This window comes from Allosphingosinicella sp. (assembly GCF_035626655.1).
In the GTDB taxonomy this organism is placed as follows: Bacteria; Pseudomonadota; Alphaproteobacteria; order Sphingomonadales; family Sphingomonadaceae; genus Allosphingosinicella.
In genome coordinates this window covers 114,093-138,271 of sequence record NZ_DASPNF010000007.1, presented here as the reverse complement: position 1 = coordinate 138,271, position 24,179 = coordinate 114,093, and the positions used below count along the sequence as shown (strand labels likewise).

Annotated in this window: 28 protein-coding genes; 6 read left to right on the top strand and 22 right to left on the bottom strand. The window is 68.3% G+C overall.

Translation table 11 applies throughout. The features are described 5' to 3' along the window. Positions 1-15: 15 nt before the first annotated feature. The 6 genes from VEC11_RS07005 to VEC11_RS06980 form a co-directional block, all read right to left on the bottom strand. Positions 16-1,422: a DUF4139 domain-containing protein gene (locus VEC11_RS07005; protein WP_464129921.1), complete on the bottom strand. Its 1,407-nt coding sequence runs from the start codon at positions 1,420-1,422 to the stop codon at positions 16-18. A 177-nt stretch (positions 1,423-1,599) separates the two neighbouring features. Further along, on the bottom strand, positions 1,600-2,259 hold the full coding sequence (locus VEC11_RS07000) for a DUF4167 domain-containing protein (RefSeq protein ID WP_464129920.1): 660 nt from the start codon (positions 2,257-2,259) through the stop codon (positions 1,600-1,602). A 252-nt stretch (positions 2,260-2,511) separates the two neighbouring features. Beyond that, complete coding sequence (gene prmC / locus VEC11_RS06995; RefSeq protein WP_464129919.1) at positions 2,512-3,324, bottom strand: peptide chain release factor N(5)-glutamine methyltransferase; 813 nt, start codon at positions 3,322-3,324, stop codon at positions 2,512-2,514. Beyond that, the gene (gene prfA, locus VEC11_RS06990; protein WP_464129918.1) at positions 3,311-4,390 is read right to left on the bottom strand and encodes a peptide chain release factor 1; all 1,080 of its coding nucleotides are present in this window, start codon (positions 4,388-4,390) and stop codon (positions 3,311-3,313) included. The genes prmC and prfA overlap by 14 nt, the downstream gene beginning before the upstream one ends. Then, a complete protein-coding gene (gene hisS / locus VEC11_RS06985; RefSeq protein WP_464129917.1) occupies positions 4,387-5,685 on the bottom strand; it encodes a histidine--tRNA ligase in 1,299 nt (432 codons plus the stop codon). Before hisS ends, prfA begins: the two co-directional genes overlap by 4 nt. 119 nt (positions 5,686-5,804) lie before the next feature. Beyond that, on the bottom strand, positions 5,805-6,512 hold the full coding sequence (locus VEC11_RS06980; RefSeq protein ID WP_464129916.1) for a hypothetical protein: 708 nt from the start codon (positions 6,510-6,512) through the stop codon (positions 5,805-5,807). Between the two features lie 67 nt (positions 6,513-6,579). On the opposite strand from VEC11_RS06980, the gene ppa reads away from it, so the two are divergent. Together ppa and VEC11_RS06970 are read left to right on the top strand one after the other, a co-directional pair. Continuing rightward, positions 6,580-7,116, top strand: a complete 537-nt coding sequence (gene ppa / locus VEC11_RS06975; RefSeq protein WP_464129915.1) for an inorganic diphosphatase — start codon at positions 6,580-6,582, stop codon at positions 7,114-7,116. A 119-nt stretch (positions 7,117-7,235) separates the two neighbouring features. Further along, positions 7,236-8,783, top strand: coding sequence for an amidase (locus VEC11_RS06970; protein WP_464129914.1), 1,548 nt, complete (start codon positions 7,236-7,238; stop codon positions 8,781-8,783). Here the strand turns inward: VEC11_RS06970 and VEC11_RS06965 are convergent. Both VEC11_RS06965 and VEC11_RS06960 read right to left on the bottom strand, forming a co-directional pair. Continuing rightward, positions 8,761-9,132, bottom strand: a complete 372-nt coding sequence (locus VEC11_RS06965; RefSeq protein WP_464129913.1) for a TfoX/Sxy family protein — start codon at positions 9,130-9,132, stop codon at positions 8,761-8,763. The genes VEC11_RS06970 and VEC11_RS06965 overlap by 23 nt on opposite strands. Further along, complete coding sequence (locus tag VEC11_RS06960; protein ID WP_464129912.1) at positions 9,132-9,449, bottom strand: DMT family transporter; 318 nt, start codon at positions 9,447-9,449, stop codon at positions 9,132-9,134. Before VEC11_RS06960 ends, VEC11_RS06965 begins: the two co-directional genes overlap by 1 nt. A 46-nt stretch (positions 9,450-9,495) precedes the next feature. On the opposite strand from VEC11_RS06960, the gene VEC11_RS06955 reads away from it, so the two are divergent. After that, a complete protein-coding gene (locus VEC11_RS06955) occupies positions 9,496-10,140 on the top strand; it encodes a DUF1345 domain-containing protein (protein WP_464129911.1) in 645 nt (214 codons plus the stop codon). Position 10,141: 1 nt separating this feature from the next. On the opposite strand, the gene VEC11_RS06950 is transcribed toward VEC11_RS06955, so the two are convergent. Continuing rightward, positions 10,142-11,047, bottom strand: a complete 906-nt coding sequence (locus tag VEC11_RS06950) for a DMT family transporter (protein WP_464129910.1) — start codon at positions 11,045-11,047, stop codon at positions 10,142-10,144. A gap of 56 nt (positions 11,048-11,103) precedes the next feature. On the opposite strand from VEC11_RS06950, the gene VEC11_RS06945 reads away from it, so the two are divergent. Then, a complete protein-coding gene (locus VEC11_RS06945) occupies positions 11,104-11,565 on the top strand; it encodes a hypothetical protein (RefSeq protein ID WP_464129909.1) in 462 nt (153 codons plus the stop codon). On the opposite strand, the gene VEC11_RS06940 is transcribed toward VEC11_RS06945, so the two are convergent. The 7 genes from VEC11_RS06940 to VEC11_RS06910 form a co-directional block, all read right to left on the bottom strand. Beyond that, complete coding sequence (locus VEC11_RS06940; protein WP_464129908.1) at positions 11,556-11,801, bottom strand: hypothetical protein; 246 nt, start codon at positions 11,799-11,801, stop codon at positions 11,556-11,558. The genes VEC11_RS06945 and VEC11_RS06940 overlap by 10 nt on opposite strands. Next, positions 11,798-12,922: a flavodoxin-dependent (E)-4-hydroxy-3-methylbut-2-enyl-diphosphate synthase gene (ispG, locus tag VEC11_RS06935; RefSeq protein ID WP_464129907.1), complete on the bottom strand. Its 1,125-nt coding sequence runs from the start codon at positions 12,920-12,922 to the stop codon at positions 11,798-11,800. Before ispG ends, VEC11_RS06940 begins: the two co-directional genes overlap by 4 nt. A 55-nt stretch (positions 12,923-12,977) precedes the next feature. Further along, positions 12,978-14,939, bottom strand: coding sequence for a DNA/RNA non-specific endonuclease (locus VEC11_RS06930; protein ID WP_464129906.1), 1,962 nt, complete (start codon positions 14,937-14,939; stop codon positions 12,978-12,980). A gap of 115 nt (positions 14,940-15,054) precedes the next feature. After that, a complete protein-coding gene (locus tag VEC11_RS06925; RefSeq protein ID WP_464129905.1) occupies positions 15,055-16,302 on the bottom strand; it encodes a M24 family metallopeptidase in 1,248 nt (415 codons plus the stop codon). A 40-nt stretch (positions 16,303-16,342) separates the two neighbouring features. Then, positions 16,343-16,510 (bottom strand): hypothetical protein, encoded by a 168-nt coding sequence (locus VEC11_RS06920; RefSeq protein WP_464129904.1) that lies wholly within the window; start codon positions 16,508-16,510, stop codon positions 16,343-16,345. Between the two features lie 113 nt (positions 16,511-16,623). Beyond that, on the bottom strand, positions 16,624-16,827 hold the full coding sequence (locus tag VEC11_RS06915; protein WP_464129903.1) for a type II toxin-antitoxin system antitoxin: 204 nt from the start codon (positions 16,825-16,827) through the stop codon (positions 16,624-16,626). 11 nt (positions 16,828-16,838) lie between these two features. Further along, positions 16,839-17,750, bottom strand: coding sequence for an SPFH domain-containing protein (locus VEC11_RS06910; protein WP_464129902.1), 912 nt, complete (start codon positions 17,748-17,750; stop codon positions 16,839-16,841). A 180-nt stretch (positions 17,751-17,930) separates the two neighbouring features. On the opposite strand from VEC11_RS06910, the gene VEC11_RS06905 reads away from it, so the two are divergent. Both VEC11_RS06905 and VEC11_RS06900 read left to right on the top strand, forming a co-directional pair. After that, positions 17,931-18,887 carry an isoaspartyl peptidase/L-asparaginase family protein gene (locus VEC11_RS06905; protein ID WP_464129901.1) on the top strand — a complete coding sequence of 319 codons (957 nt, stop codon included), beginning with the start codon at positions 17,931-17,933 and terminating at the stop codon, positions 18,885-18,887. Positions 18,888-18,919: 32 nt separating this feature from the next. Then, positions 18,920-19,828: a S1/P1 nuclease gene (locus VEC11_RS06900; protein ID WP_464129900.1), complete on the top strand. Its 909-nt coding sequence runs from the start codon at positions 18,920-18,922 to the stop codon at positions 19,826-19,828. Positions 19,829-19,858: 30 nt separating this feature from the next. Here the strand turns inward: VEC11_RS06900 and pal are convergent, their stop codons facing one another. From pal to VEC11_RS06870, 6 genes are read right to left on the bottom strand one after another with little or no spacing between them, the layout of a single operon-like run. Continuing rightward, positions 19,859-20,380, bottom strand: a complete 522-nt coding sequence (gene pal, locus VEC11_RS06895; RefSeq protein WP_464129934.1) for a peptidoglycan-associated lipoprotein Pal — start codon at positions 20,378-20,380, stop codon at positions 19,859-19,861. 45 nt (positions 20,381-20,425) lie between these two features. Then, the gene (tolB, locus tag VEC11_RS06890) at positions 20,426-21,778 is read right to left on the bottom strand and encodes a Tol-Pal system beta propeller repeat protein TolB (RefSeq protein ID WP_464129899.1); all 1,353 of its coding nucleotides are present in this window, start codon (positions 21,776-21,778) and stop codon (positions 20,426-20,428) included. After that, on the bottom strand, positions 21,775-22,569 hold the full coding sequence (locus VEC11_RS06885; protein WP_464129898.1) for a hypothetical protein: 795 nt from the start codon (positions 22,567-22,569) through the stop codon (positions 21,775-21,777). Before VEC11_RS06885 ends, tolB begins: the two co-directional genes overlap by 4 nt. A 1-nt stretch (position 22,570) precedes the next feature. Next, positions 22,571-23,014 carry an ExbD/TolR family protein gene (locus tag VEC11_RS06880; protein ID WP_464129897.1) on the bottom strand — a complete coding sequence of 148 codons (444 nt, stop codon included), beginning with the start codon at positions 23,012-23,014 and terminating at the stop codon, positions 22,571-22,573. Further along, the gene (gene tolQ, locus VEC11_RS06875; protein WP_464129933.1) at positions 23,015-23,674 is read right to left on the bottom strand and encodes a protein TolQ; all 660 of its coding nucleotides are present in this window, start codon (positions 23,672-23,674) and stop codon (positions 23,015-23,017) included. It lies immediately after the preceding gene. A 33-nt stretch (positions 23,675-23,707) separates the two neighbouring features. Further along, positions 23,708-24,160, bottom strand: coding sequence for a YbgC/FadM family acyl-CoA thioesterase (locus VEC11_RS06870; protein WP_464129896.1), 453 nt, complete (start codon positions 24,158-24,160; stop codon positions 23,708-23,710). Positions 24,161-24,179 lie beyond the last annotated feature (19 nt).

Below are 24,179 nucleotides of genomic sequence, written 5' to 3'. Positions count from 1 at the left end.
TCCCTTTTCCCGGGCCTAGAAGCGCGTGTCGAAGGTGGCGGTGACGACGGCCTCGCCATTGGCCGGCACCTGCACCCGCCAGAGCGCGTCGTCGGCGCTGCGCCGCTCGCTCGGCTGGCTTTCCTCGACGATGCGCGTGTCGCCCCAGAGGCCCGACTGCATCAGGTCGACGGTGACCGCATTGGGTCGGGCGTTGGTGAGCACGTAGCGCATGGTCGTGCGCCAGCGCGTGCTGTTGATCCGCTCGCGCCGCTCGACGGTCGGCTTCACCTTCACGTCGAAGGCCTGGCCGGTAGTGAGGCCGAGCTCGGAGCCCATCGGCGTGTGGCCGATCGCGCTCTCGCCGACGAATTGCGGATTGCCGCGGGCGTCGCGCTGGTAGACGCGGACGGTGCCGGCCGGGAGCGCGTCGCCGAGCCCCTGGTCGCGCGAGGTGGAGAAGCGCAGCACGCTGTTCGCGCTCTGCGGCTGCTCCGCCGTGCCCATCCAGGCGTTGCGATATTCATAGGCACGCACGGCCGGCGTGTTGGCGACGTCGAGGAAGCTGACCTGCTTGGTCTGGCGGTTGGCGATCGTCGTCCGCTCGGGCAGCGGGTAGAGGTAGAAGTCGCCGAGCCGCTCGCGGCCCGCGCTCTCCGTGCCCGCCTGGCGCAGCTGCCGCTGCCCGCCATAGGTCGGGCCCTGCTGGCCCGGGCCGACGCCGCCGGCGACGAGCAGGGTGTTGGCGTTCATATAGGGCGTGCCGCTATTGTTGGTGAGCGTGATCCAGCCCTGCACGTCCATCCGCCCGTTCGCCTCGTCGAACAGGGCGACATAGTCGGCGGACCAGGCGAGGCCCGGAGTGAGATAGGTGAGCGTGAGCGGGCGCCGGCCGCCGCGCTCGCTCTGCACGGTGACCGACAGGGTCGGGCGGGCGCGCAGATTCTCGGGCACCCGGTCGAAGATGACGCGGACGGGGAGGCCGTCGTCGCGCAGCACCTCGATCCGCTCGCCGATCTGCATGACGACGCCGCCATTGGCGGCGAGGATGCGGGCGCGCTCGCGCGTCTCCTGGCCGTTGGCCGGGTTGGTGCGCACGATCGTCACGGTCTCGCCGACCGCCTTCTGCATGAGGGCCTGGGGCGAGAGCAGGTCGAAGTCGAAATTCTGCTCGACGATCCCGATCCCCTGGCCGGTCAGGGTCACCGTCTCCGGGCGGATCTGGGCGGAGACGTCGGGGAATTCCTGGCGCGAGCGGTTGGCCGGGATGTCGAGCTGCCGCACGTCCTGCACGAGCGCCAGATTGTTGTTGTAGATCGTGACCGACACCTGCCCCTGCGCGGTCTGCGAGGGCGGCGGGATTTCGGCGCTGATCTGGGCGAGTGCCGGCAGGGCCAAGGCCGGTGCGGCGAGGAAGGTGGCGACAAGCAGCAGTCCACGCATGAGGTATCCCCTTCTTGGTGCGTAACGAAGCGTCACACAGCCCAGCTTTCCCGTCCATGAACGGATGATACTTTATCACATTTTAAGCAGCCCGGCGCCGCCAAGGCAAAGAAAAAGCGCCACTCCCGCGGTACGGAAATGGCGCTCTTCCTTGTTCAGCAAGGAATCGGTCGGGCCTCAGGCGGCCGGAGCGATGTCCTCATCGGTCGCGCGCGGCCGGCGCGGACGGCGGGCGCGGGCCGGCTTCTCCTCGGCGGCGTCCTCGTTGGCGGCGGCGATGGCCGGCGGCAGCACGTCGAGCGAGATGCGCTCGCTCTGGCCATCGTCCTCGTCGGCCTCGGCCCGGCGGCGCGGACGGCGCTGGGCGCGATATTCGCCGTTGCGGTCGCCCCGGTCGCTGCGCTCGGCCTTGTAGTCGCCGCTTCGCTCGGGCCGGTCCTCGCGCTCGTCGCGCTCCTCGCGGCGGCTGTAGCGGGGGTCGTCGCGGCGCGGATCGTCGCTCTCGGCGGCCTCGTTGCCCTCGGCCTCGGCCTCGAACTCCTCAGCCTCATCCTCGTCCTCTTCGCGCTGCCGGCGCTGCTCCTCGAAGCGCGCGCGGTTCTCGTTGAGGACGCGGAAATAATGGTCCGCATACTGGAGATAATATTCGGTCTGGACCCGGTCGCCCTGCATCTGCGCGTCGCGGGCGAGGCCTTTGTACTTTTCCAGCAGCTGGGCGGCATTGCCGCGCTGACGGTTGTCCTGCCGGTTGCCGGGATTCTGATTGGCGCCGGGCGGGCGTCCACCGCCGCCGCCGCCGCGGCCGCGCCTGCGGCCGCCCTGACGATTGTTGATCAAACGAAAATCCTCACCAAGGGTGGTTTACTCTGCCCCTACCGGCCGGGCCCTTCCCGGCCTCCTTTACCTGCACGACCCGGTCGGCAAGGCGCCGCGGAAAACCGCGACTCCAGCCACCGCTCCAAAGCCTTCGCAAGCGACAAGCCATCGGGGGTCGGCGACGTCAGGCCCTCACGCATCCTCTGCTGTGGTCGGCCCCGTCCCTGACCCCCTATGTAGTCAGACAGAAAGCCAAATCCAAGTGAAAAAGCACTAAAGCGGGTCAAGCGTCAGAACCAGGCACCGCTCGATCCCTCTGAGGTCCCTTCGTGACTCTATCGTGAAACCCTCGGCCGCGAAGAGCGCGGAAGCGGAAATTAACTGCCCGACGCCGATTTCCACACAAACCACGCCCGAAGGGGCGAGCAGCCTCGCCAGTTGCGGGGCCAGCAGACGGTAGTCGTCGAGGCCGTCCGGGCCTGAGTAGAGGGCGGAGGCGGGCTCGTGACGGGCGACGTCGGCCGGGAGGTCGGCGCCCGCCTCCACATAAGGCGGGTTGCAGAGGATCAGGTCGAAGCGCTCGGCCAGCCCCTCGCCCCAATGGCCGAGACGGAATTGCGCGCGCGGGACCGCATTGCGGCGCGCCCAGGCGAGCGCCGCTTCCGAGGCGTCGATGCCGAGCCCGGTCGCCTCCGGCCACTGGTCGAGCGCGGCGAGCAACAGGGTGCCGGGACCGGTGCCGAGATCGAGGATCCGCGCCGGCGCGCGATCGCCGAAATGCACGATCGCCGCCTCGATCAGGGTCTCGCTGTCGGGGCGGGGGACGAGCGCGCCCGGGCCGACTGCCAGTTCGATCGTCCAGAAGGCGCGGCGGCCGGTAATATAGGCGACGGGCTCATGGGCGAGGCGGCGCTCGACCAGGAGCTCGAAGCCGGGGGGCGCCTCCTCGTCGAGCCGGTGCAGGAGCAGCGCCTCGCGCTCGACGCCCACCGCGTGCGCCATGAGGAGCTCGGCATCGAGCCGGGCGGTGTCGCTCATGACGGCCAGCCGCGCGGCCGCCGCATTCAGGGCGTCACGCACTCTCATCCAGACTCGCCAGCCGCTCCGCCTCGTCCTCGGCAATCAGGGCGCCGATCAATTCGTCCAGCTGGCCCTCGAGGATTTCGGGGAGGCGGTGGAGGGTGAGGTTGATGCGGTGGTCGGTCACCCGTCCCTGCGGGAAATTATAGGTTCGTATCCGCTCCGAGCGGTCACCCGAGCCGACCATGGACTTGCGCGCGCCGGCCCGCTCCGAAGCGAGGCGCTCGCGCTCCATCTCGTAGAGCCGGGTGCGCAGCACCTTCAGCGCCTTGGCCTTGTTCTTGTGCTGCGACTTCTCGTCCTGCTGGATGACGACGAGGCCGGTCGGGATATGGGTGATGCGGACCGCGCTGTCGGTGGTGTTGACCGACTGGCCGCCGGGGCCGGAGGAGCGGTAGACGTCGATGCGGAGATCCTTGTCGTCGATGACCACGTCCACATCTTCGGCTTCCGGCAGGACCGCGACGGTGGCGGCCGAGGTATGGATGCGGCCGCCGCTCTCGGTTGCCGGTACGCGCTGGACGCGGTGGACACCACTTTCGAACTTGAGCCGGGCGAACACGCCCTGCCCCGTCACGGAGGCGATCGCCTCCTTGTAGCCGCCGATCTCCGACGCGTTTGCCGAGATCAGCTCGAAGCGCCATCCCCGGGCCTCGGCATAACGCTGATACATGCGAAGCAGGTCGCCGGCGAACAAAGCGGCCTCGTCGCCGCCGGTGCCGGCCCGGATCTCCAGCATGGCGGCGCGCTCGTCGGCGGCGTCGCGCGGGAGCAGCTTCACGGCCAGGTCGCGCTCGGCGGCCTCCAGCATGGCCTGGTTCTCGACCAGCTCGTCGGCGGCCATCTGGCGGAGTTCCTCGTCCGTCTCGTTGGCCATTTCGGCGAGCGAGACCGCCTCGTCGCGCAGCCGCCTGACCTCCCGCGCTGCCGCGGCGACGGGCTCGATCTCGGCATAATCCTTGGAGAGCTTCACAAAGGCGTCGGGCGCGAGGTCCCCGGCGCTCATCGCCTGCTGCAATTCCTCGCGCCGCGCCTCGATGGCGGCGATCCGTTCGGCGGAGATTTTGGTCATTTAACTCGCTTTTCGAGAGTTATGTAGCGAGTCTCAGGATCGTCGCTGACTGCGAATCGAGCCATCAAAGCCTCAATCAGGCGCTTCCTGACCGGCTTCGCGGAAGGGTCAATGTCTCTGATTCTAGTAGCAGCGACGTAGAACTCATCACCGGCTTCAACCACGAGAGCCCTGCTAGCACCTGATTTCCGCGCTTTCTCGTATCTCTTATTTTCCGATCCAAAGTAGGCCATGTCCGATTTGATGCCCGCGCGCCGGAGCAACGAGAGAATCTCCATCGCGATGGTGAAGGATTCGTCTTCATTGCTTGGAATGACCACGATTTCGACCGCTTCCCTCGGAGGGGCCTCAATCATCATTGCCAATCTCTCGATGCCGGCAGCCCAACCGACCGATGGCATATGCGGACCACCTAAGCTTTCCATCAACCCGTCGTAGCGCCCACCTGCAAGGACAGTGCCCTGAGAGCCTAAGTCGTCGGTGACGAATTCGAAGGCGGTGTGGCGATAATAATCGAGACCTCGGACCAGACGGGCGTTGCGAGTCCACTTCACGCCAGCCCTATCTAAGCCTTCGGTTACCAATTCGAAGAAGAGACCTGCACCCCTTGTCATGTAGTTGTCGATCCCCGGCGCCGCATTTGCAATGGGTCGATCGCGCGGATCCTTGCTGTCGAGAATACGCAGGGGATTCTTATCGAGCCTAGTCAGGCTGTCTTCGGACAGGTCGCCACGGTGCTTCTCGAAATGAGCGACCAACGCAGCACGCCAGGCGTCCCGCGTTTCCGGGTCGCCAAGAGTATTCAGCTGTAGGCTGATCCGGCGAGATATGCCGAGCTCGTGCAGCAGCTGATCGGCGAGGACGAGCAGCTCCACATCCGCTGCCGGGGCGTCCGTCCCGATGATCTCGGCATCGAGCTGGTGAAACTGGCGGTAGCGGCCCTTTTGCGGACGTTCGGCGCGGAAGACGGGCCCATAAGTGGCCAGCTTCATCGGGATGAACTGCTGCCAGCCCTCGGTCAGAAAAGCGCGACAGATGCCGGCGGTGAATTCGGGCCGCAGGGTCCACGATTCATCACCTCTCTCGAAGGTGTACATCTCCTTGGAGACGACGTCCGTGGTCTCGCCGATCGAGCGCGAAAAGACCTCGGTCAACTCGACCACGGGAGTTTCGACACGCTGGAAGGCGTAGCACCGGCGCACGCGGTCGAACGTCTCCACCACCTTGTGGAAACGGTCTGCCTCTTCGCCCCAGATGTCCTGGGTGCCCCTGATCCGCTGCGGACCCTTGCTCATGGGGGTGGCCCCTTAGCAGCTTTGCCGGTTTGCGAAAGACTTCCGTCATTGCGAGGAGCGAATGCGACGAAGCAATCCAGCCACTGTGCTGGATTGCCGCGCTGCGCTCGCAATGACGGCTATTTATGCCGCCCCAGCCAGGCCTCCCTGTCGGCCACGGCCCGGGCGTTCGTGATCACCCGCTCGGCGATATGGCCGACCTCCCAGGACAGGCCGTGATCGACATAGACCTTCACCCCGGCCTCGGTGAGCTCGCGGAAGAAGGAGATGTCCTCGCCCATGCGGACGTTCGTGCCCGGCGCGAGCTTGCGGTCAAACGGTGCCCAGCGATCCCAGCCAACGCCCTTTTCGACATGCGCCTTCACTTGGTGGAGGACAGCCATGTCCATCAGGCAGAGCGCGAGCCCGACATGCCAGACCTCCTCGACCGCGCCCGCTTTGGCCAGGTCCTCGGTCGTCCAGACATGCTCCATCTCACCCTTTTCGTTCAGCTTCACGGCGACCGGGCCGGTCGGCTCGCTCCGGCGCGGCTGGTTGCAGCCGACGACGGGGAGGCCGTGCCCGAGCAGGCGGAACAATGTGTCGGGCGGGAAGACATGGTCGCTGTCCAGCCAGAGCAGGTAGCGCGCCTGCCACTGGATCGCCTTCATCAGCAGGCGCGTGCGGCTTTCCGGCAGGTCGGAGGAGCTGAGCGAGAAGATCTCGAGCTCCAGCCGGGCGCCGCCGGGCGCGGGCCGCGACAGCGAATGCGCGATCATCCGCGCCAGGCTGATCGTGAAATCGCCGCGCGTGTCGCCGTGGCGGGGAATGCAGATCGCGACCTTCATCGCCGCGCGTCATGCACCGGAGAGCGCGTGACTCGCAACCATCCGCGGAGTAAGGCCCGCCGCCATCATGAACATCGACCTCATCCCCGCAGGCGACGATCCGCCCGAGAAGATCAACGTCATCATCGAGGTGCCGCTCGGCGGCGAGCCGGTGAAATACGAGTTCGACAAGAAGTCCGGCGCGATCTTCGTCGACCGCATCCTCCACACGGCGATGCGCTATCCGGCCAATTACGGCTTCGTCCCGCACACTCTGGGCGAGGACGGCGACCCGCTCGACGCTTTGGTCATCGCCCGCTCGCCGATCATTTCCGGCGCAGTGATCCGCGTGCGGCCGGTCGGCGTGCTGCTGATGGAGGACGACAAGGGCGGCGACGAGAAACTGATCACCGTGCCGGTCGATTCGACCTTTCCCTATTACAGCGAGGTCGACGACACCGCCGATCTGCCGCCGATCGTAGCGCAGCAGATCGAGCATTTCTTCACCCATTATAAGGACCTCGAGCCGGGCAAATGGTCGAAGCTGAACGGCTGGGGCGATCGCGCCGAGGCCGAGCGGCTGATCGTCGAGGCGATCGAGCGGGCGAAGGCGGCGAAGGACTGATCCCTCCTTCGCTATTCCCGCGAAGCGGGCACCCGGTTTCCTGCGCTGCCTGGAACCCCGCTTCGCGGGATGACGGTGGGTACTGGACGCACGCAACCGTTTCGCTAGCGTGCGGCGCCATGATCCGGCATCTCATCCTAGGCTCGGCGCTGGCGCTGAGCGCCACCGCCGCCCTCTCGCAGCAAGGGGGAAATCCCGTGAACTCCGCCGAAAGCCGCACCCGCGCCGCGCTCGCGAAGATCGAGGAACTCAACCCGCGGCTCAACGCAGTGATCGCCGTCGATCCGACCGCGCTGGACCAGGCGCGCAGCCTCGACCGGCAGCGCCGCGCCCGCGGGCCGCTGTTCGGCATGCCGATCCTGATCAAGGACAATATCGAGACGGCGGGGCCGCTGCCGACCACGGCCGGGAGCCTCGCGCTCGCGAACAACGTCACCAATCGCGACGCCCCGTTGGTCGCCCGCCTGCGCGCCGCCGGCGCGGTGATCATGGGCAAGGCTAATCTCAGCGAATGGGCGAACATCCGCTCGTCCGATTCCATCTCCGGCTGGAGCGCGGTCGGCGGGCAGGTGCGCAATCCCTATGCGCTGAACCGCAATCCCTGCGGCTCCTCCTCGGGGAGCGCGGTGGCGGTGGCGGCGGGCATGGTGCCGGCGGCGATCGGCACCGAGACGGACGGCTCGATCACCTGCCCGGCCGCGATCAACGGCATTGTCGGCTTCAAGCCGACGGTGGGCTTCGTCAGCCGCACCCATGTCGTGCCGATCAGCCACAGCCAGGACACGCCGGGGCCGATGACGACGACGGTGCGCGACGCGGCCCTGATCATGAACGCGATCGCCGGTACGGACCCCGCCGATTCCGCGACCGCGGAGGCGGACAGGCGCCGGACGGACTTCACCGCGGGCCTCACCCCCGACGCGCTGCGCGGCGTCCGGATCGGGGTGATGCGCTTCTCCGGCGCGCCGGGCACCGACGCGGTCTATGAGGAGGCCCTCGGCGTGCTCCGCGCCCAGGGCGCGACCCTGGTCGACATCGCGGAGTTCGGCGGCGATCGCGCGGCGATCGGCCGCAACGAGATCATCGTCCTGCTCGCCGAGCTGAAGCACGACATGAACGCCTATCTGGCGACCCTGCCGGCAGCGGTGCGCACCCGCACTTTGGCCGACGTCATCGCCTTCAACCGCGCCAATGCCGGCCGGGAAATGCCGCTGTTCACGCAGGACCTGTTCGAGCGGGCGGAGGCGACGACAGGATTGATGCAGTTCGAGTATCGCAACGCGCGCGCCGAGGCACGGCGTCTCGCCGGCCGGGAGGGAATCGACCGGCTTTTGCAGACGCACAATGTGGTCGCCCTGGTCAGCCCGACCCGGCCGGCCGCCTGGCTGATCGACGCGGTCCATGGCGACACCAGCCCCGGCGGCGGCTCGGCCGGCGGCCTCGCGGCGGTGGCCGGCTATCCGCACCTTACCGTGCCGATGGGGCAGGTGCGCGGCTTGCCGGTCGGCCTCAGCTTCATGGGCGCCGGGTGGGACGATGCGCGCATCCTCGCGCTCGGCTATGCCTATGAGCAGGCGAGCCACAAGCGCTTCGAGCCGCGCCTGCTGCCGTCGATCGAGGAGAGCGACGCGGTCGCCCCGCACCTCAGGCCGGCGGCGCGCCCTTAGGCTTTTTCGGGCGCTTCTTCGCGGCCCCGCGCAGGCCCGCCTCGACCGCAAGCCCGGCCCAGCGCTGCATCGCCTCGACATCGTCATAGACGTCGGCCGGCGCGCGCCGGTAGTTCATCGTCTCGACCTTGCCGTCCTTGTCCGTGAAGGCATAGCGCTCGCAGCCCTCCGCGTCCCAGATCGCCGCGCTCTCGGCGTCGCCCTTGAACCAGAGCTCGTCCTCGATGACCGCGAAGATCGTCCCGTCCAGATACAGGACGGCCACGCCCATCATCGGGCGCAGGGTCACGTCGCCGAGCGGCGCCAGCGCCTCCTTCGTCCATTCGAAGAGGGCGGCATCCCAAGCCATCAATGCGCGACCAGCTTGAGCCCGACGATGCAGGCGATCAGGCCGAGCAGGAGGAGGAGGCGGATCGCGCCGAGGCTTTCGCCGAACCAGATGATGCCGACCAGCACCGTGCCCGCCGCGCCGATCCCGCCCCAGACCGCATAGGCCGTGCCCATCGGGATGGTCCGTGCCGCATATTCGAGCAGGCCCATGGAGAGGGTCACGCTGACCAGGAAGGCGAGCGTCCAGCCGATGTTCCTGAAGCCGTCGACGAAGCGGAGCGAGGTGGTGAAGCCCACCTCGAAGACGCCGCCGATGAAGAGCCAGACCCATGCCATGCCGACCGCCCTAGCGCCGCCCGCGGTGCTGGGCTAGCGTCCAGTCATGGGGAGGAGCATCGGCAACCGGGTCGCACCCGCCAGGTTCATCATGTTCCTGTTGCTGCTCGTGGTCGCCGCACCGGCGGCCGGCTGGGCGCTCCATGAATATGCGGGCGACCCTTGGCGCGAAGCGGCCGCGAAAGGCTTCCTCGTCGCCTTCGACCTCGCCGCCGGCCTGTTCCTGCTTCTCAGCTTCCCCCTGCTGAAAGTGCACGATCCCGACATGATGCGCGCCCATGCCGAGGCGAATGATGCCAACCGCACCATATTACTGGTGCTCGTCGCGATCGTCTCGGTGGCGGTGCTGGTGGCGGTCTACGAGATGACCGGCGCCTCGCCCGGCTGGAAGACAAAGGCGCTGATCGTCGGCACCCTGCTCATGGCCTGGCTGTTCGCGAACAGCGTCTGGGCGCTTCATTATGCCCATCTCGTCGCGCTGCGCGGCGGGGGCGTCGAATTTCCGGGCGGCGAGCCGCCGGGCTATGCCGGCTTCGCCTATTTCTCCTTCACGCTCGGCATGACCTTCCAGACTTCGGACGTCAGCATCACCGACCGCGGCATCCGCAACGTGGTGACCGCGCATTGCCTCGTCGCCTTCGTCTTCAACCTCGGCATCCTCGCCTTCACGATCAACGTGCTCGGCGGCTGAGCTAGAGCGCCGCCTCCACATCGGCGACCGGCGCGGGCCGCTTGCGCGCGGCGAACAGGCAGGCGGCGACGATCATCGCCGCGCCGACGATGGTCAGCGGCCGCACCGGCTCGGCGAAGACCAGGGCGCCGAGCAGGACCGCCCAAATGAAGGCGGTATATTCGACCGGCGCCAGATATTGCGCCTCCGCGCGGGCATAGGCCCAGGAGAGGAGCATGAGCGAGCCGAAGGCGAGCACCGCGCCGGCGAACACCCCGCCCAGCTCCTCGGCGGGAGGAAAGGCGGCGAGGAAGGGCGCGGCCGTCAGGAAGCAGAGGCTGACGATCGCGCTCTGGAAGAAGGCGATCTCCAGCGGCTTCGCGACCTGCGCCTGCTGGCGCATCAGGATGATGTTGTAGGCATAGAACATGGCCGAGCCAAGGATCGCCAGCGACCCCTTCAGCGCCTCCGGCCCCAGGTCCGCCTCGGCCTGGGCGGCGAGGATGACGAGTACGCCGGCGAAACCGAACAAGGAGGCGAAGACCGCGCGGCGCGAAATCTGCTCCTTGAGGATGAGCGCCGCGAGATAGAGAGCGATGAGCGGCGCGACGAAGGCGAGCGCCACGCCCTGCGCCAGCGGCACCCGGGCCAGCCCCCAGAAGAAGAGGATCGCCATGACCGAGGAGATGGCGCCGCGGATCAGGTGGATGCGCATGACCTCGCGGGCGGGCCAGCGGCCGCCCGCGCCGAGCCAGGCGAGGCCGCCGAACGCCGCGCCCGCCAGGTTGCGCCAGAAGATCGCATTATAGGCGCCGATCGCCAGCGCGAGGTGCTTCATCACCGCGTCCATGACCGAGAAGAGCGCGATCCCGGCCGTCGCGACCAGGAAGGGCAGGGCGATGCTGGAAGGATTGGCGCGGGTGGACATGGCCGGCGGGTCATAAGCGGAGAGGCGCGCGCGCGGCAATGTGCTATGGAGGGATGATGAAAACACTGCTCGCCAGCCTCGCCATCGTCCTGGCCGCCACCGGCGCGTTCGCCCAGCCCGCGCCTGCGCCCGGCGAACGGACCGTCGTCAACGACCGCACGGCGCTGAACCGCCTCAGGCGCAACAGCGGCATGACCCTGCAATGGATCAGCTTCGAATACGCCCGGCGGGGCCATGTCGTCGCGCAGATGAATGGCGGGCTGCTCCATCTTTCCGGCTCGCACAGCGCGCGGAACGGCCCCGGCCGGGTCACGCTCGACGGCGACGTGCTCCGGATCAACCCGCGCAGCTTCATCTTCCGCGGCCGCATCGTCATCACCGACGCGCCGGACCGGGGCCGCAATTGCGTGCGCGACGGCACCTATGAATTCCGCGCGACCGGCCAGCGCCGCTACTGGCGGCTGCAGGATTTCGAGGCCTGCGACGGCCTCGCCGATTATGTGGACATCTATTTCTGAGGCTTGGCCTCGGCTTCGTCGAGGCGACTGATCCGGCCCACTTCCAGCTCGTCGATGCGCAGCTTGCGGATGTGGGCCTTGCCGATCCAGAGGCGGCCGACAGCGAGCGCGCCCAAAGCCAGTGCGCCGAAGGCCAAGGCGCCCACGGCGGCGGCGCCGAGCGTCGTCATGCCGGTGGTGGAGGCGCCGGTCGCCGAAGCGCCGACGGCCGAGGCGCGGGTGACCTTGCCCCTCATTCGGCGGCGTGCGCCACGGCGTCGCTCGCCGCTTCGATCTCGGCGGCCTTTGCCTCGACCAGCCTGACGATATGGTCGATCATATCCTCGTCGCGGACATGATGGTCGGTGACGCCCGAGAGATAGACCATGTGCTTGCCGTTGCCGCCGCCGGTGAGGCCGATGTCGGTCTCGCGCGCCTCGCCGGGGCCGTTCACCACGCAGCCGAGCACGGAGAGCGACATGGGCGTGCGGATGTGGCTGAGCCTTTCCTCCAACTTCTCGACGGTGCGGATCACGTCGAAGCCCTGCCGCGCGCAGCTCGGGCAGGAGACGACGCGGACGCCGCGGTTGCGGATGCCGAGCGCCTTCAAAATCTCGAAGCCGGCGCGGACTTCCTCCTCCGGCTCGGCGGAGAGCGAGACGCGAATCGTGTCGCCGATCCCGGCCCAGAGCAAAGAGCCGATGCCGATCGCGCTCTTCACCGTGCCCGCGCGCAGCGCCCCGGCCTCGGTGATGCCGAGATGGAGCGGGCAATCGACAGCGTCGGCGAGCTGCTGGTAGGCGGCGACGGCGAGGAAGACGTCGGAGGCCTTCACCGCCACCTTATAGTCGCGGAAGCCATGATCCTCGAGGATGCGGATATGGTCGAGCGCGGACTCGACCAAGGCCTCCGGACAGGGCTCGCCATATTTTTCGAGCAGATCCCGTTCGAGGCTGCCGGCATTGACGCCGATCCGCATCGAGCAGCCATTGGCCCGGGCGGCGTTCACCACCTCGCGGACGCGCTCGGCCGAGCCGATATTGCCGGGGTTGATGCGCAGGCAGGCGGCGCCGGCATCGGCCGCTTCCAATGCCCTTTTATAGTGGAAATGGATGTCGGCGACGATCGGGACGCGGGCGGCGCGGACGATCTGCTTCAGCGCGGCGGTACTTTCGGCATCGGGGCAGGAGACGCGGACGATGTCCGCGCCCGCTTCCTCGCAGCGGCGGATCTGGTCGATCGTCGCCCGTGCGTCGGCCGTGATCGTGTTGGTCATGGTCTGCACGGTCACGGGCGCATCGCCCCCGACGGGAACGTTGCCGACCATGATCTGCCGCGACGGGCGGCGTATGATGTCTCTCCAGGGCCTTACCGACATGGCCGCGCATATAGGCGCGCGCACCCCCAAGGGAAAGTCAAAGAGCCGTGCAGGTTCAGATGAGAACGTCGTCGAGCCGGGTGAACCAGCGCGTCTTGCGCGTCGATTCGAGGCTGCCCTGCGCGTCGAACGGCTTCAGGACCGAGAAATCCAGCCCGGTCAGCCCCTCGATCACCTCGATCGTCGTCTGGATCTTGCGCGAGCGCATCTCGTCCAGAGTGTATGGCTTCAGGCCGGAAAAGACCTTCGCCTCGTAGAGCGCCTGCACATATTCGGTCTGGCCGATCAGGAAGGCGGCGGCGGCGATCTCCTCGTCCGTCTTCTGCAGCACCGCGATCTTCCAGTAGGACAGGGGGATCTGCCAGGGCCCGCCCGTGCGGGTGCGGCCGTAGACCGGGTCGTCGTCGCGGAAGACCGGGCCGGTGAACACGCTCAGCCGGCGCTCGCTGGTCTGGGCCTTGTCGAGGACATAATCCTCCAGATTGCCCCAATCCTCGTCATTATAGGACTGCACCTGCGGCGCGGCGTTGGTGAAGTGGAATGAATCGCGCATGCCGCGCACGGCATCGGCCTGCCTCGCCGCTTCATCCGTGGCATCGCTCCAGCAGGGATCGAGCAGCCGCACCAGATGGCCGCGGCTGAAATAGACCTTCTCCGTCGCCTTGGTCCGGACGTAGAAGTCGTCGTCGGGCTGGACTTCGGGCGCGACGCGCCGGTCCTGCCGCCAGGTGTCCTTCCGTTCCGCCGGACGGACCAGCTTGCGGCCGTCAATATTGACCGCGGTCAGCAAGGCGAAGCGCCGCGGCGCATTCATCACCGCCGAATAATGGAAATATTTGAGCTCGTGGCCGCCGCCCTGCACCAGCTTCGCGGCGATCTTCGCCTTGGCCTGGTCAGCGTACATGGGTCGGAGCGGAATCGGCACGGTCAGGAAATTCTCGTCATAGCCGAGATCGGCCTTCTGCCATTCGCTGGCGGGGAGCGGCGAGAGCCGCTCGGCAGGGGGCAGCGCGGCGGAGGCCGGGATGGCCGGCCCGTCGAGCGGCGGGAAGCCGATCGCCCGCCCGATCCGGTCCAGCGCGCGCCGCGCATTCTCATTCTCGAAGCGGTTATGCTCGAGCAGGCTGAAGATCGCGCTGACCCGGACGCCTTCATTGGCGAGCCATTCCGGCTCGAAGTCGCGCGGCGCGTCGGCGGGGATGGGCGCGGGCACCGCCTTGTGATGCAGCGCCACGACCTGCCACTGGTCATTCAGCACCGGCGCGCCGGAGGAGCCCGGCTCGGTATCGGTCGAATAATGGATGAAATAGTCCAGGTTGACCGTCACCTTGCCGGCGTCGAGCTTCATGATCTGGCTGGCATGGATGGCGATCTGCTTGGGCTGCCCCCCCGGATGCTGGATGATCGACACCCATTCGCCGTCCAGAACCTTGCCGCGCACGGGGATCAGGGGCAGCCAGCCGAAGCGGTCGATCGGCACGCCGCTCTCGGAGATCGGCGCGACCGCGACCAGGGTGACGTCGAGCTCGGTCGAGGTGAAGAAGATCTGGTGCGGATCGAGGTTGAACTGGATCGGGTCCTTGAGGACGCCGTCTATGTCATGCTCGAAGCCGAACTCCGCCTCGGCCTGGGCGGCCTCGGCCGCGCTGGCGAGGACGTGATTGTTGGTCATCAGCAGCCGCGGCCCGACCAGGAAGCCCGTGCCATAGGCATGGCCGCCGTCCATCGGCAGCTTGATCCGGCAGACGGCGTCGGCCGAGCGGCGGCCGCGGTCGAGGAAATTGATCGACATGAGATCGCTCTCGCCGATGATCCGCTCGAAGCCGTTCGGATCGCTCTGCTGGTCCTCGATCATGTTGCGGCGGGCGGCGAAGACCGGGTCGCTCTCGGCCCGGGACTTCCGGTCGGCGCGGTCGTCCGGCGGCACCATCGTCTTGCGCCGGCCCAGCACCTTCGCGACTTCCTGGATCAGGGACTTGTTCTTCGATTCCGGCGCGTTCCTCGGGCCCTGGATCATGATGCTTCCCTCCCCTACTCACGACTTGGTCGTTACTGGCGGAGCATAGTCGCCTTCTCCGGCTTCTTCCATGCAGCTCAAGTCACGGGAAGAAGAACCGGCGGAACTGTTGGCTCTAGTCGAAGGGCCGGTCGAGCGACGGCGGCGGCGTCGAGAACCAGATCGGGCCGCGCGGGCCCATATGGAAGCAATCCTCCAGCCTGATCCCGAACTTGCCGGGCAGATAGAGGCCGGGCTCGTCCGAGAAGCACATGCCTACGGCGAGCGGGGTCGTCTCGCCATGGACGAGGTTCACCGGCTCATGCCCGTCCATGCCGATGCCGTGGCCGGTGCGGTGGGACAGGCCCGGCAGGCGATAGCCCGGGCCGTAGCCCCAGCCTTCGTAGAGCCGGCGCACCGCATCGTCGACGGCGCCGCACGGCGTGCCCAGTCGGGCGGTGCGGAAGGCCAGCGCCTGGCCCTGGTGCATGTGCTCCCAGACCCGGCGCTGCTCGGCGGTCGGCTCGCCGAAGACGAAGGTGCGGCTGATGTCGGACTGATAACCCTGCACGGTGCAGCCGCAGTCCATCAGCACGACCTCGCGGTCGCGCACCTGCTGCGGCTGGCCGGAGCCGTGCGGATAGGCGCTCGCCTCGCCGAGCAGGACCAGGGCGAATTCGGGATTGCCGCCGAGCGCCGCAGTCGCGCCGTTCATGATCGTGCCGATCTGGCCCGGGGTCATGCCGCGCTCGATCCGCGGGTAGGTGTAGCGATAGGCGGCGATGGTGATGTCCGCCGCCTTCTGCATCAGGGCGAGCTCGTGCGCCGACTTGATCATCCGGCAGCCGCGCACGACCGGCGCGCCGGGCCTGATCTCGACCCGGGGCATCGCCCGGCGGAGCCCGTCCACGGCGAAGAAGCGCACCGTCTCCTCGATCCCGACCGGGTCGGTGACGCGGCGGTCGCGCAGGATGCCGGCGACGACGGCCAGCGGATCCTCATGCTCGTTCCAGACGCGGACGTCGGCGGCGATCTTCAGGCTCTCGCGGACCGAGGGCTCCTCGAAATGCGGCGTGACGATCGCGGCCTCCCCCTCGCGCGGGATCACGGCCGCGGTCAGCCGCTCGCTGCGCCACCATTGCACGCCGGTGAAATAGGTGAGGCTGGCGCCGGGCTCGATCAGGATCGCACCGATGTCATGTTCAGCCATGAGAATCTGTGCGCTGTCGATTCGCGCCTGATATTCCTCCCGGGAGATCGGGACGACGTCGCCGGTCATCGACGTCAGCGCCTGCGCCGCCTGGCGCTGCGCGTGGAGCCCGAAGGGGGTGAGCGCGGCCGCCGCCGCGCCCGCCGCGAGAAAGGTGCGCCTGTCCGTCAGCATCGGCCGAGACTGGACCGGCGCGCCGTTCCTGTCCAGCCGCTCAGCCCTCCCCGCCCCAGCGCCAGCGCCAGCCGCCCCGCGTCCTGCGCGCGACGATGACGAGGAGGACAGCGGTCGCCGCCAGCGTGATCGCGACGAAGGCCAAGATGCTGTGCGGCAGCAGGCTCCAGGCGGCGCCGGTGACGAGCAGGGCATAGGAGAGGCTCACGACCCAGCCCTGCCAGGCGATCGGCAGGCCGGCGCCATAGCCGTAGCGTTTCGGCGCCCACTAGGCCTGCTCCTCGACCAGGGGGGCATGGCTTCTGTGCTTGCGTGCCATGATCAATCCTCCTTCTTCGGGCGGCCGCGCTTGCGCTCCTCGGGCGGGGCGACGCGGACCCCGCGCCGTCCCAGAGCCTCGCGCAGCAGCACCTCGATCTGCGCATTGACGCTGCGGAAGTCGGCCGCCGCGCAGCGCTCGAGCGCGCCCCACAGGGCCGGCTCGATACGCAGCGGATAGGCTTTCTTCGGCTTGGCGTCGGGCACGGGCCAGGTTCCTACTGATAAAGCGAGCCCGTATTCACGATCGGCTGCGTGTCCCGCTCCGAGCAGAGCACCACCATCAGGTTCGAGACCATTGCCGCCTTGCGCTCGTCGTCGAGCTGGACGACGTCCTTCTCGCTGAGCAGCTGGATCGCATTCTCGACCATCGAGACGGCGCCGATCACGATCTTCTGCCGGGCCGCGATCACCGCCTCGGCCTGCTGGCGGCGGAGCATCGCCTGGGCGATTTCCGGCGCGTAGGCCAGGTGGGTGAGGCGGCATTCGTCGACGATGATGCCGGCGCGGGCGACGCGGTCCTGCAGCTCCTTCTCGAGCTCCTCGCTGACCACCTCGGCATCGCCGCGCAGGGTCACTTCCTTATGCTCGAGATCGTCATAGGGATAGCGGGCGCCGATCGCGCGGACCGCGCTCTCGATCTGGATCTCGACGAACTCCATGTAATTGGCGACGTCGAACAGGGCCTGGGCCGTGTCCGCCACCCGCCAGACGACGTTGGTCGCGATCTCGACCGGATTGCCGCGCAGGTCGTTCACCTTCACCCGGTCCGAGGTGATGTTGTGGATGCGGGTCGAGATCTTGGTGCGCATGTACCAGGGCAGCACCCAGCGCAGGCCGGTCTTGCGGTCCGTCCCCTTATAGTCGCCGAACAGCAGGATCGCCGCCGCCTGGTTCGGCTGCAGCAGGTAGAAGCCGCAGAGCACGAACAGGAAGGCGAAGAGGCCCCCGATGACCAGAGGCAGGCCGAGCGCGAGCGCCGGCTCCTCCTGGATGAGCTGGGAGAGGCCCGCGCCGGACGCGACGAGGGTCACCAGCAGCACGAGCAGCATCACATAGCCGCTCGACGTACCCGCCGGCCGCTCGTGTGAATGGCTGAGCGCCTGGGTGGATTCGGGCATCGTGTTCATCTCAATTCCCTCCAAGAATGATGATATCATATTTATATCCAACCCGAGTCGCAAGCGAAATCGTTGCGGGGCCGTTTCCGGTCCGCCCGACGGGTGGAAAAGGCGCGGCTTTGCGCGTAACGGTCCGGCCGCAACAGGCGGGAGGCGAGGCTTGCCGTCAGCATCTCCGGGAGTTCGTTCATGGCCGCCACCTCCGCCGACCCTGGCAGCGCCCGGCCGCACTGGCGGCTCGTCATCCATGGCGGCGCCGGAGTGATCGAGCGGGGGCGGATGAGCCCGGCCGAGGATGAGGCGATTCGCGCCGCCCTGCACCGGGCGCTGGACGCGGGCGCGGCGATCCTCGCGGGCGGCGGCGCCGCGCTCGACGCGGTGGAGGCGGCGGTCCGCGTGCTCGAGGACGACCCCCATTTCAACGCGGGCCGGGGCTCGGTCCTCGCCTATGACGGCCATATCGAGATGGACGCCTCGATCATGGACGGCCACAGCCGCAATGCGGGCGCGATCTGCGGGGCCACGGCGACGCGCAACCCGATCGGCCTCGCCCGCAAGGTGATGGAGCACAGCCCCCATGTCTTCCTCAGCCGCGAGGGGGCCGACCAGTTCTCCCGCGAGCAGGGCCTGGCGCAGGAGCCGCCCGCCTATTTCGAGACCGCGGAACGCCGCCGCCAGTGGCAGGAATTCCAGGACCATCCCGGCGCGGGCGCGTTCGACATCCACCTGAAATACGGGACGGTGGGCGCGGTGGCGCTTGACCAGCAGGGCCATGTCGCCGCCGCGACCTCGACCGGCGGCCTGACCGGCAAGCGCTGGGGCCGGATCGGCGACAGCCCGATCATCGGCGCGGGCACCTATGCCGACGACCGCGGCTGCGCGGTCTCGGCGACCGGCGCCGGCGAATATTTCATCCGGGTCGGCGTCGCCCACGAAATCTGCGCGCGGCTGCGCCTGGGCAGGGTCGCGCCGCAGGCCGCCGCCGATGCCGTGATGGAAGAGGTCAGGGCGCTGGGCGGCACGGGCGGCGTCATCGTCGTCACCCCTGAGGGCGACGGCATCACCAGCTTCAACACGCCGGGCATGTATCGCGGCATGGCCGGTCCGTCCGGCCGCTCGGTGGCAATCTACGGCGACGAAGACTAGACTTTGCCGTCCAGGGACCGGAGACCCCGCATATGATCAAGCGCCTCGCCTTCCGCGTTGCCCTCCTTCTTGCGCTCATCCTGCCCGCGACGCCCGCATTGGCCTGGTGGGAATATGGCCACGGCGCGGTCGGCCGGATCGCCTATATGACCGTGAGCCCGCACACGCGGCACGAGATCGACCGGCTGCTCCGCCAGGGCCGGCTGCTCGACACGCCGACCTGCCCGGTGCGCACGATCGAACTCGCCGCCTATTGGCCCGACTGCATCAAGACGCTCGGCGAGCGGTTCAGCTATGCCTCGCCCTGGCATTATCAGAACGTGAACATCTGCCGGCCGTTCGACCTGCGCGCCCCCTGCGCCGACGGCAATTGCGTCTCCGCGCAGATCGAGCGCAACGTCCGCCTGCTCGCCGACGTCCGCGTGCCCCTGCGCGAGCGCGTGGCCGCCCTGGCCTTCCTCGTCCACTTCATGGGCGACCTGCACCAGCCCATGCATGCCGGCGACCATAATGACCTCGGCGGGAACCGGGTGCAGGTGACCTACGGGGTGATCGGCGGACGGACCAATCTCCATTCGGTCTGGGATGGCTATCTGGCCGACCGCGGCATCTCGCAGCCGCCCGGCGAGCCGGCGGGCATCCTGTCCGAGCTCAGCGGGGCCGACCGCGCGGCGATGCGCCAGGGCACGATCACCGACTGGTCGCGCGAAGGCTGGGAGATCAGCCGGGACTATGCCTATGGCAGCCTGTTCCAGGACCCCTGCGCGGACCGCCCGCGCGACGCGCCCCGGCCGGTGATGACCGAGGCGATCGTCGAGCGGCTGATCCCAATCGTGCGCCGGCAGGTGGCGCGCGGCGGGCTCCGCCTGGCCCGGCTGCTGGACGAGGCCTTCGCGCCGGATTCGATCTGGCTGCGGCCGCGGGAGCGGAATCCTTCCTGAGCTCCTCCCCGTCCCGGGGAGGAATTCCGATTATTGCGGCACGACCGTCACGGCGCGGCGGTTCTGGGCCCAGGCTTCCTCGTTCGAGGCCGGGTTCTGCGGCCGTTCCTTGCCCCAGCTGATCGTCGTCATCCGGTCCGGCGTGATGCCGCGCGACTGGAGATAATCGCGCGCCGCGTTGGCGCGGCGGTCGCCGAGCGCGAGGTTGTACTCGCGGGTGCCGCGCTCGTCGGCATGGCCCTCGATGGTGACGCGGACATTCGGGTAACGCTGCAGCCACTGGGCCTGCGCGTCCAGGGTCGCCCGGTCCTCGGCGTCGATCGAATAGGAATCGAAGTCGAAGAAGACGCGGTCGGCGGGCACGCTCCTCAGGAAATCGGCGCGCGAGCCGGGCCCGCCCTCCTGGGCGCCCTCGTTGCCGAGCCCGTCATTGTCGTTGGGCGTGACCTCGGTGGTGGTCGGCGGATCGACCGGCCGCTCCGCGCGGCGGGTGGCGCAGCCGGCGGTCAGCGAGAGCGCGAGGGCGATCGCCGCGAGGCTCGTCATGCGCATCTTCATCTCTGTTCTCCTCTTACTCACATGCATCGATCGACAGGGTCAGTTGGGACGTAACGGCGACCAGGCGGGATCCGATCCGCCGAGCGGCGTGGTCACGCGCCGGAGCGCGCCCGAGGCGACGTCGACATACCAGAGCTGGCCTTGGCTCGCGCCGCGGGTGAACATCACGGCGCGGCCGTTCGGCGCCCAGCTCGGCCCCTCGGCGTAGACGCCGCGCGTCAGGATCCGCGCATTCGAGCCGTCCGGCGCCATCACGCCGATCTGGAAGCTCCCCGTCCGGGTGAAGGCGATGAGGTCGCCGCGCGGGCTCCAGACCGGCGTCGCATAGCCGCCTCCGCCGAAGCTGATCCGCCGCTGGTTGGCGCCGTTCGCGTCCATCACGTAGATTTGCTGGCTGCCGCTGCGATCGCTCTCGAACACGATCCGCCTACCGTCTGGCGAGAAGGAGCCGCCCGTGTCGATCCCCGGCGCGTTGGTCAGCCGGGTCGGCGTGCCGCCCGCCACCGGGATGGTGTAGATGTCGGTATTGCCGTTGATCGCCATCGAGAAGATGATCCGGCTCGAATCCGGCGAGTAACGCGGCGCGAAGGTCATATAGGGCCGCTCGACCAAAGGCCGGACGCGGCCCGTGTCGATCTCGTAGACCATCACCCGCGGCTGGCGGTTGCCCTGATAGGTCATGAAGGTGATGGTGCGCTGGTCCGGCGCGAAGCGCGGGGTGAGCACCGTATATTGGCCGTTGGTCAGGAAGCGGTGATTGGCGCCGTCATAATCCATGATCGCCAGCCGCTTGATCCGCCGCCGCGCCGGGCCCGTCTCCGAGACATAGACGATGCGCGTGTCGAAATAGGCGCCCTCGCCGGTCAGGCGGGAATAGATGGAATCGGCGCAGCGATGCGCGGCGCGGCGCCAGTCCCGCGGCTGCACGACATAGCCGGCGCGGGTCACCTGGTTCTGACCGGAAATGTCGTAGAGATAGCAGCCGACCGTGAGGGTGCCGTTGCCGTTCGCCTGGACGAAGCCCTGGACCAGGTTCTGCGCGCCGGTCGCGGAGAAGGCGGCGAAGTCCGGCGCCTGCACCTGGGGATAGGAGACAGTGGGCAGGCCGCTCGGCCCGATCGCGTTGAACAGGCCGGAATTGCTGAGATCGGTGGCGACGATCTGCGCGATCTGCCGGCCCAGCGCCTCGGTATTGCCGGCCGCGGTGTCGGCTGCGCTCGGCGTCGGCATATAGGGCACGGCGATGGGCTGCACCGTTACCACGCCCTCGCCGACGCGGACGGGCTCGTCATCGTCCTGCGGCTGGGGCGGCGTATCCTGGGCGAGCGCGGCGCCGGCGCCGGTTAGGGCGCAGGCGGCGAGAAGCAGGGTGCGGAAATGGAACGCTTTCATCGGACCGTCCTGGGATCGAATTGATAGGGGAAGGAGCGCCAGCCGCCGGGCACGTCGTAAAATTCGGGCGGCAGGCCGCGGATCGGCGTGCAGGCATTGATCACGTTGAGCGCGATGTCGCGCATCCGGCGCTCGTAGCGCTCGAGCGCGGGATCGTCGTTGAGCACCCTGAGGAACTGGGCGCTGGCGAGCGAGCCGTCCGGATTGAGCGTGACCCGGTAATTGACGCGGATCGCCGCCGCCTCGGGCGCGGGCAGGGGCTGCCGCTGGCAGCGCATCAGGGCGCGGGCGATCGCCTGGCGGACGCTGGCCCGCTCGCTCGGGCCATAGGTGACGGCGGGCGCGCGGTTGCTGCGCGTATTGGGGTCGGTGCCGATGCCGCGCAGGAAATCCGGGCCCAGCCGCGAGCCGGTGTTGCGCTGGGCGGTGGCGCTGCCCTGCTGGCGATTGGCCCGGGGCGGCGCCGGGCGGGCGGGCGCGGCCCGCTCGGGGCTGGGTGCCGGGCGCGGCGCGGCGCGCGGCGGCGCGGGCGTTGGCTCGGCGACCGGCTCCGGCAGGGGGGCGGGCGCGGCCTGCTCGGGCGGCGCGATTTCGGTCGCGACCGAGGCCATGGCGCTCGGCGCCGGCTCGGGCGAGGCGGACTGCAGCCCGATCTCGTCGACATAGGAGACTTCGAAGGCCTGCGAGGCGACGGGCGGGTTCGGGCGGCTCACGATCAGCCAGGCGGCGGCCAGCAAAGCGGCATGGCCCAGGACGGAGACGCCGACGCCCGCTGCTTCCGCCCGGTCCATCCTACTGGCCTCCGTCCGCGCCGGTGCTGACCAGCGAGAGCTTGCGGATGCCGGCGGCGTTGATCTCGCCCATCACCCGGTTGACGCTGCCATAATCGAGCGCCCGGTCGGCGCGCAGGAACAGGCGCGGTCCGCCTTCCTCGCGCGACGCCGCGACGCGCTGGCGCAGCAGCGTGCCGAGCTGCGCGGGCTCGATCCGGACGTCGTCGAGATAGATTTCGCCCTGCTGGTTCATCGACAAGGCGATCGGCGCGCCGCTCTGCTCGAGCGGGGCCGCCTTGCTCTCGGGCACGTCCACCTGCACGCCGCTCGCCAGCAGGGGCGCAGTGACCATGAAGATGATCAGCAGCACCAGCATCACGTCCACCATCGGGGTGACGTTGATCTCCGACATGGGCGCCCGCCGCCCGCGCCGGCCGGAGGCGAGGATCGGGCCCATCGCCATCTAGGACTCCATCTCCAGCTCTCGGCTCAAGGTGGCGTGAAAGCCGTCGGCGAAGCGCTGCAGCCGCGCCTCCAGCCGGTTGATGCCGTAGGAGAAGCGGTTGTAGGCGATCACCGCGGGGATCGCCGCGAACAGGCCGATGGCGGTGGCGAACAGCGCCTCGGCGATGCCCGGCGCAACCACGTCGAGGCTGGTATTCTTCTCCGCGGCGATCGCCGAGAAGCTGAACATGATGCCGAGCACGGTGCCGAACAGGCCGACGAAAGGCGCGACCGAGCCGACCGTGGCGAGGATGTTGAGCTTCGAGGCCGCGCGGTCGGTCTCGGCCCCCACGGCGCTGTGCATCGCCACGGCAAGCCGGGCGCGGGTCCCGTCCTTGTCCAGATGCTTGCCGTTGGTCGAGCGGCGCCATTCGGCGATGCCCGCGGCGAGGATTTTCGCCGACGGCAAATCGGACCGCCCGCGCGCTTCGTAAAAGCTGTCGATATCCTCGGACTTCCAGAAATCGCGCTCGAACCGGTCATTCTCGCGATTGATCCGCCGCATCTTGCCCCAGTGGCTGGCGATGATCGCCCAGGTCCAGATCGACGCCAGGAGCAGCAGCACCATGACGATCTGCACGGGCAGGTTCGCGTGCAGGAAGAGACCGACCAGCCACATCAGGCCGTTCTCGCTTGAGGCAAATGAATTCACTCAGTCTCGTTCCTCTGTCAGCCGCCGGAAGATCTCTACCCACGCGCGCGGCTGCCGCTTGGGCCGCCCCTCCCAGACGAAGGCGGCGGTCACCCGGGCGTCGGCCAGAATGTCCGTCCCGCGCATGACTCGCTGATGAATGGCGCAGCTCGCGGCACGCACCTCCAGCACTTCGCTCAGCACCACCAGATCGTCGTCGAGCTTGGCCGGCGCGCGATATTTGATGTCCAGCCCGGCGACGACATAGACGCCCTCGCCGCTCTCGATCGCCGCGCGCTGGTCGATGCCGGCGGCGCGCAGCATGTCGGAGCGGGCGCGCTCGATATATTTCAGATAGTTGGCATGATAGACGACGCCGGACACGTCGGTATCCTCGAAATAGACGCGGAGCGCGAAATGGTGGACGCGCCCAAGGAAGGCGCCCTGATAGGGCGTATCGACGGTTCCGCTCATCACAGCGGGCCCTAACGGA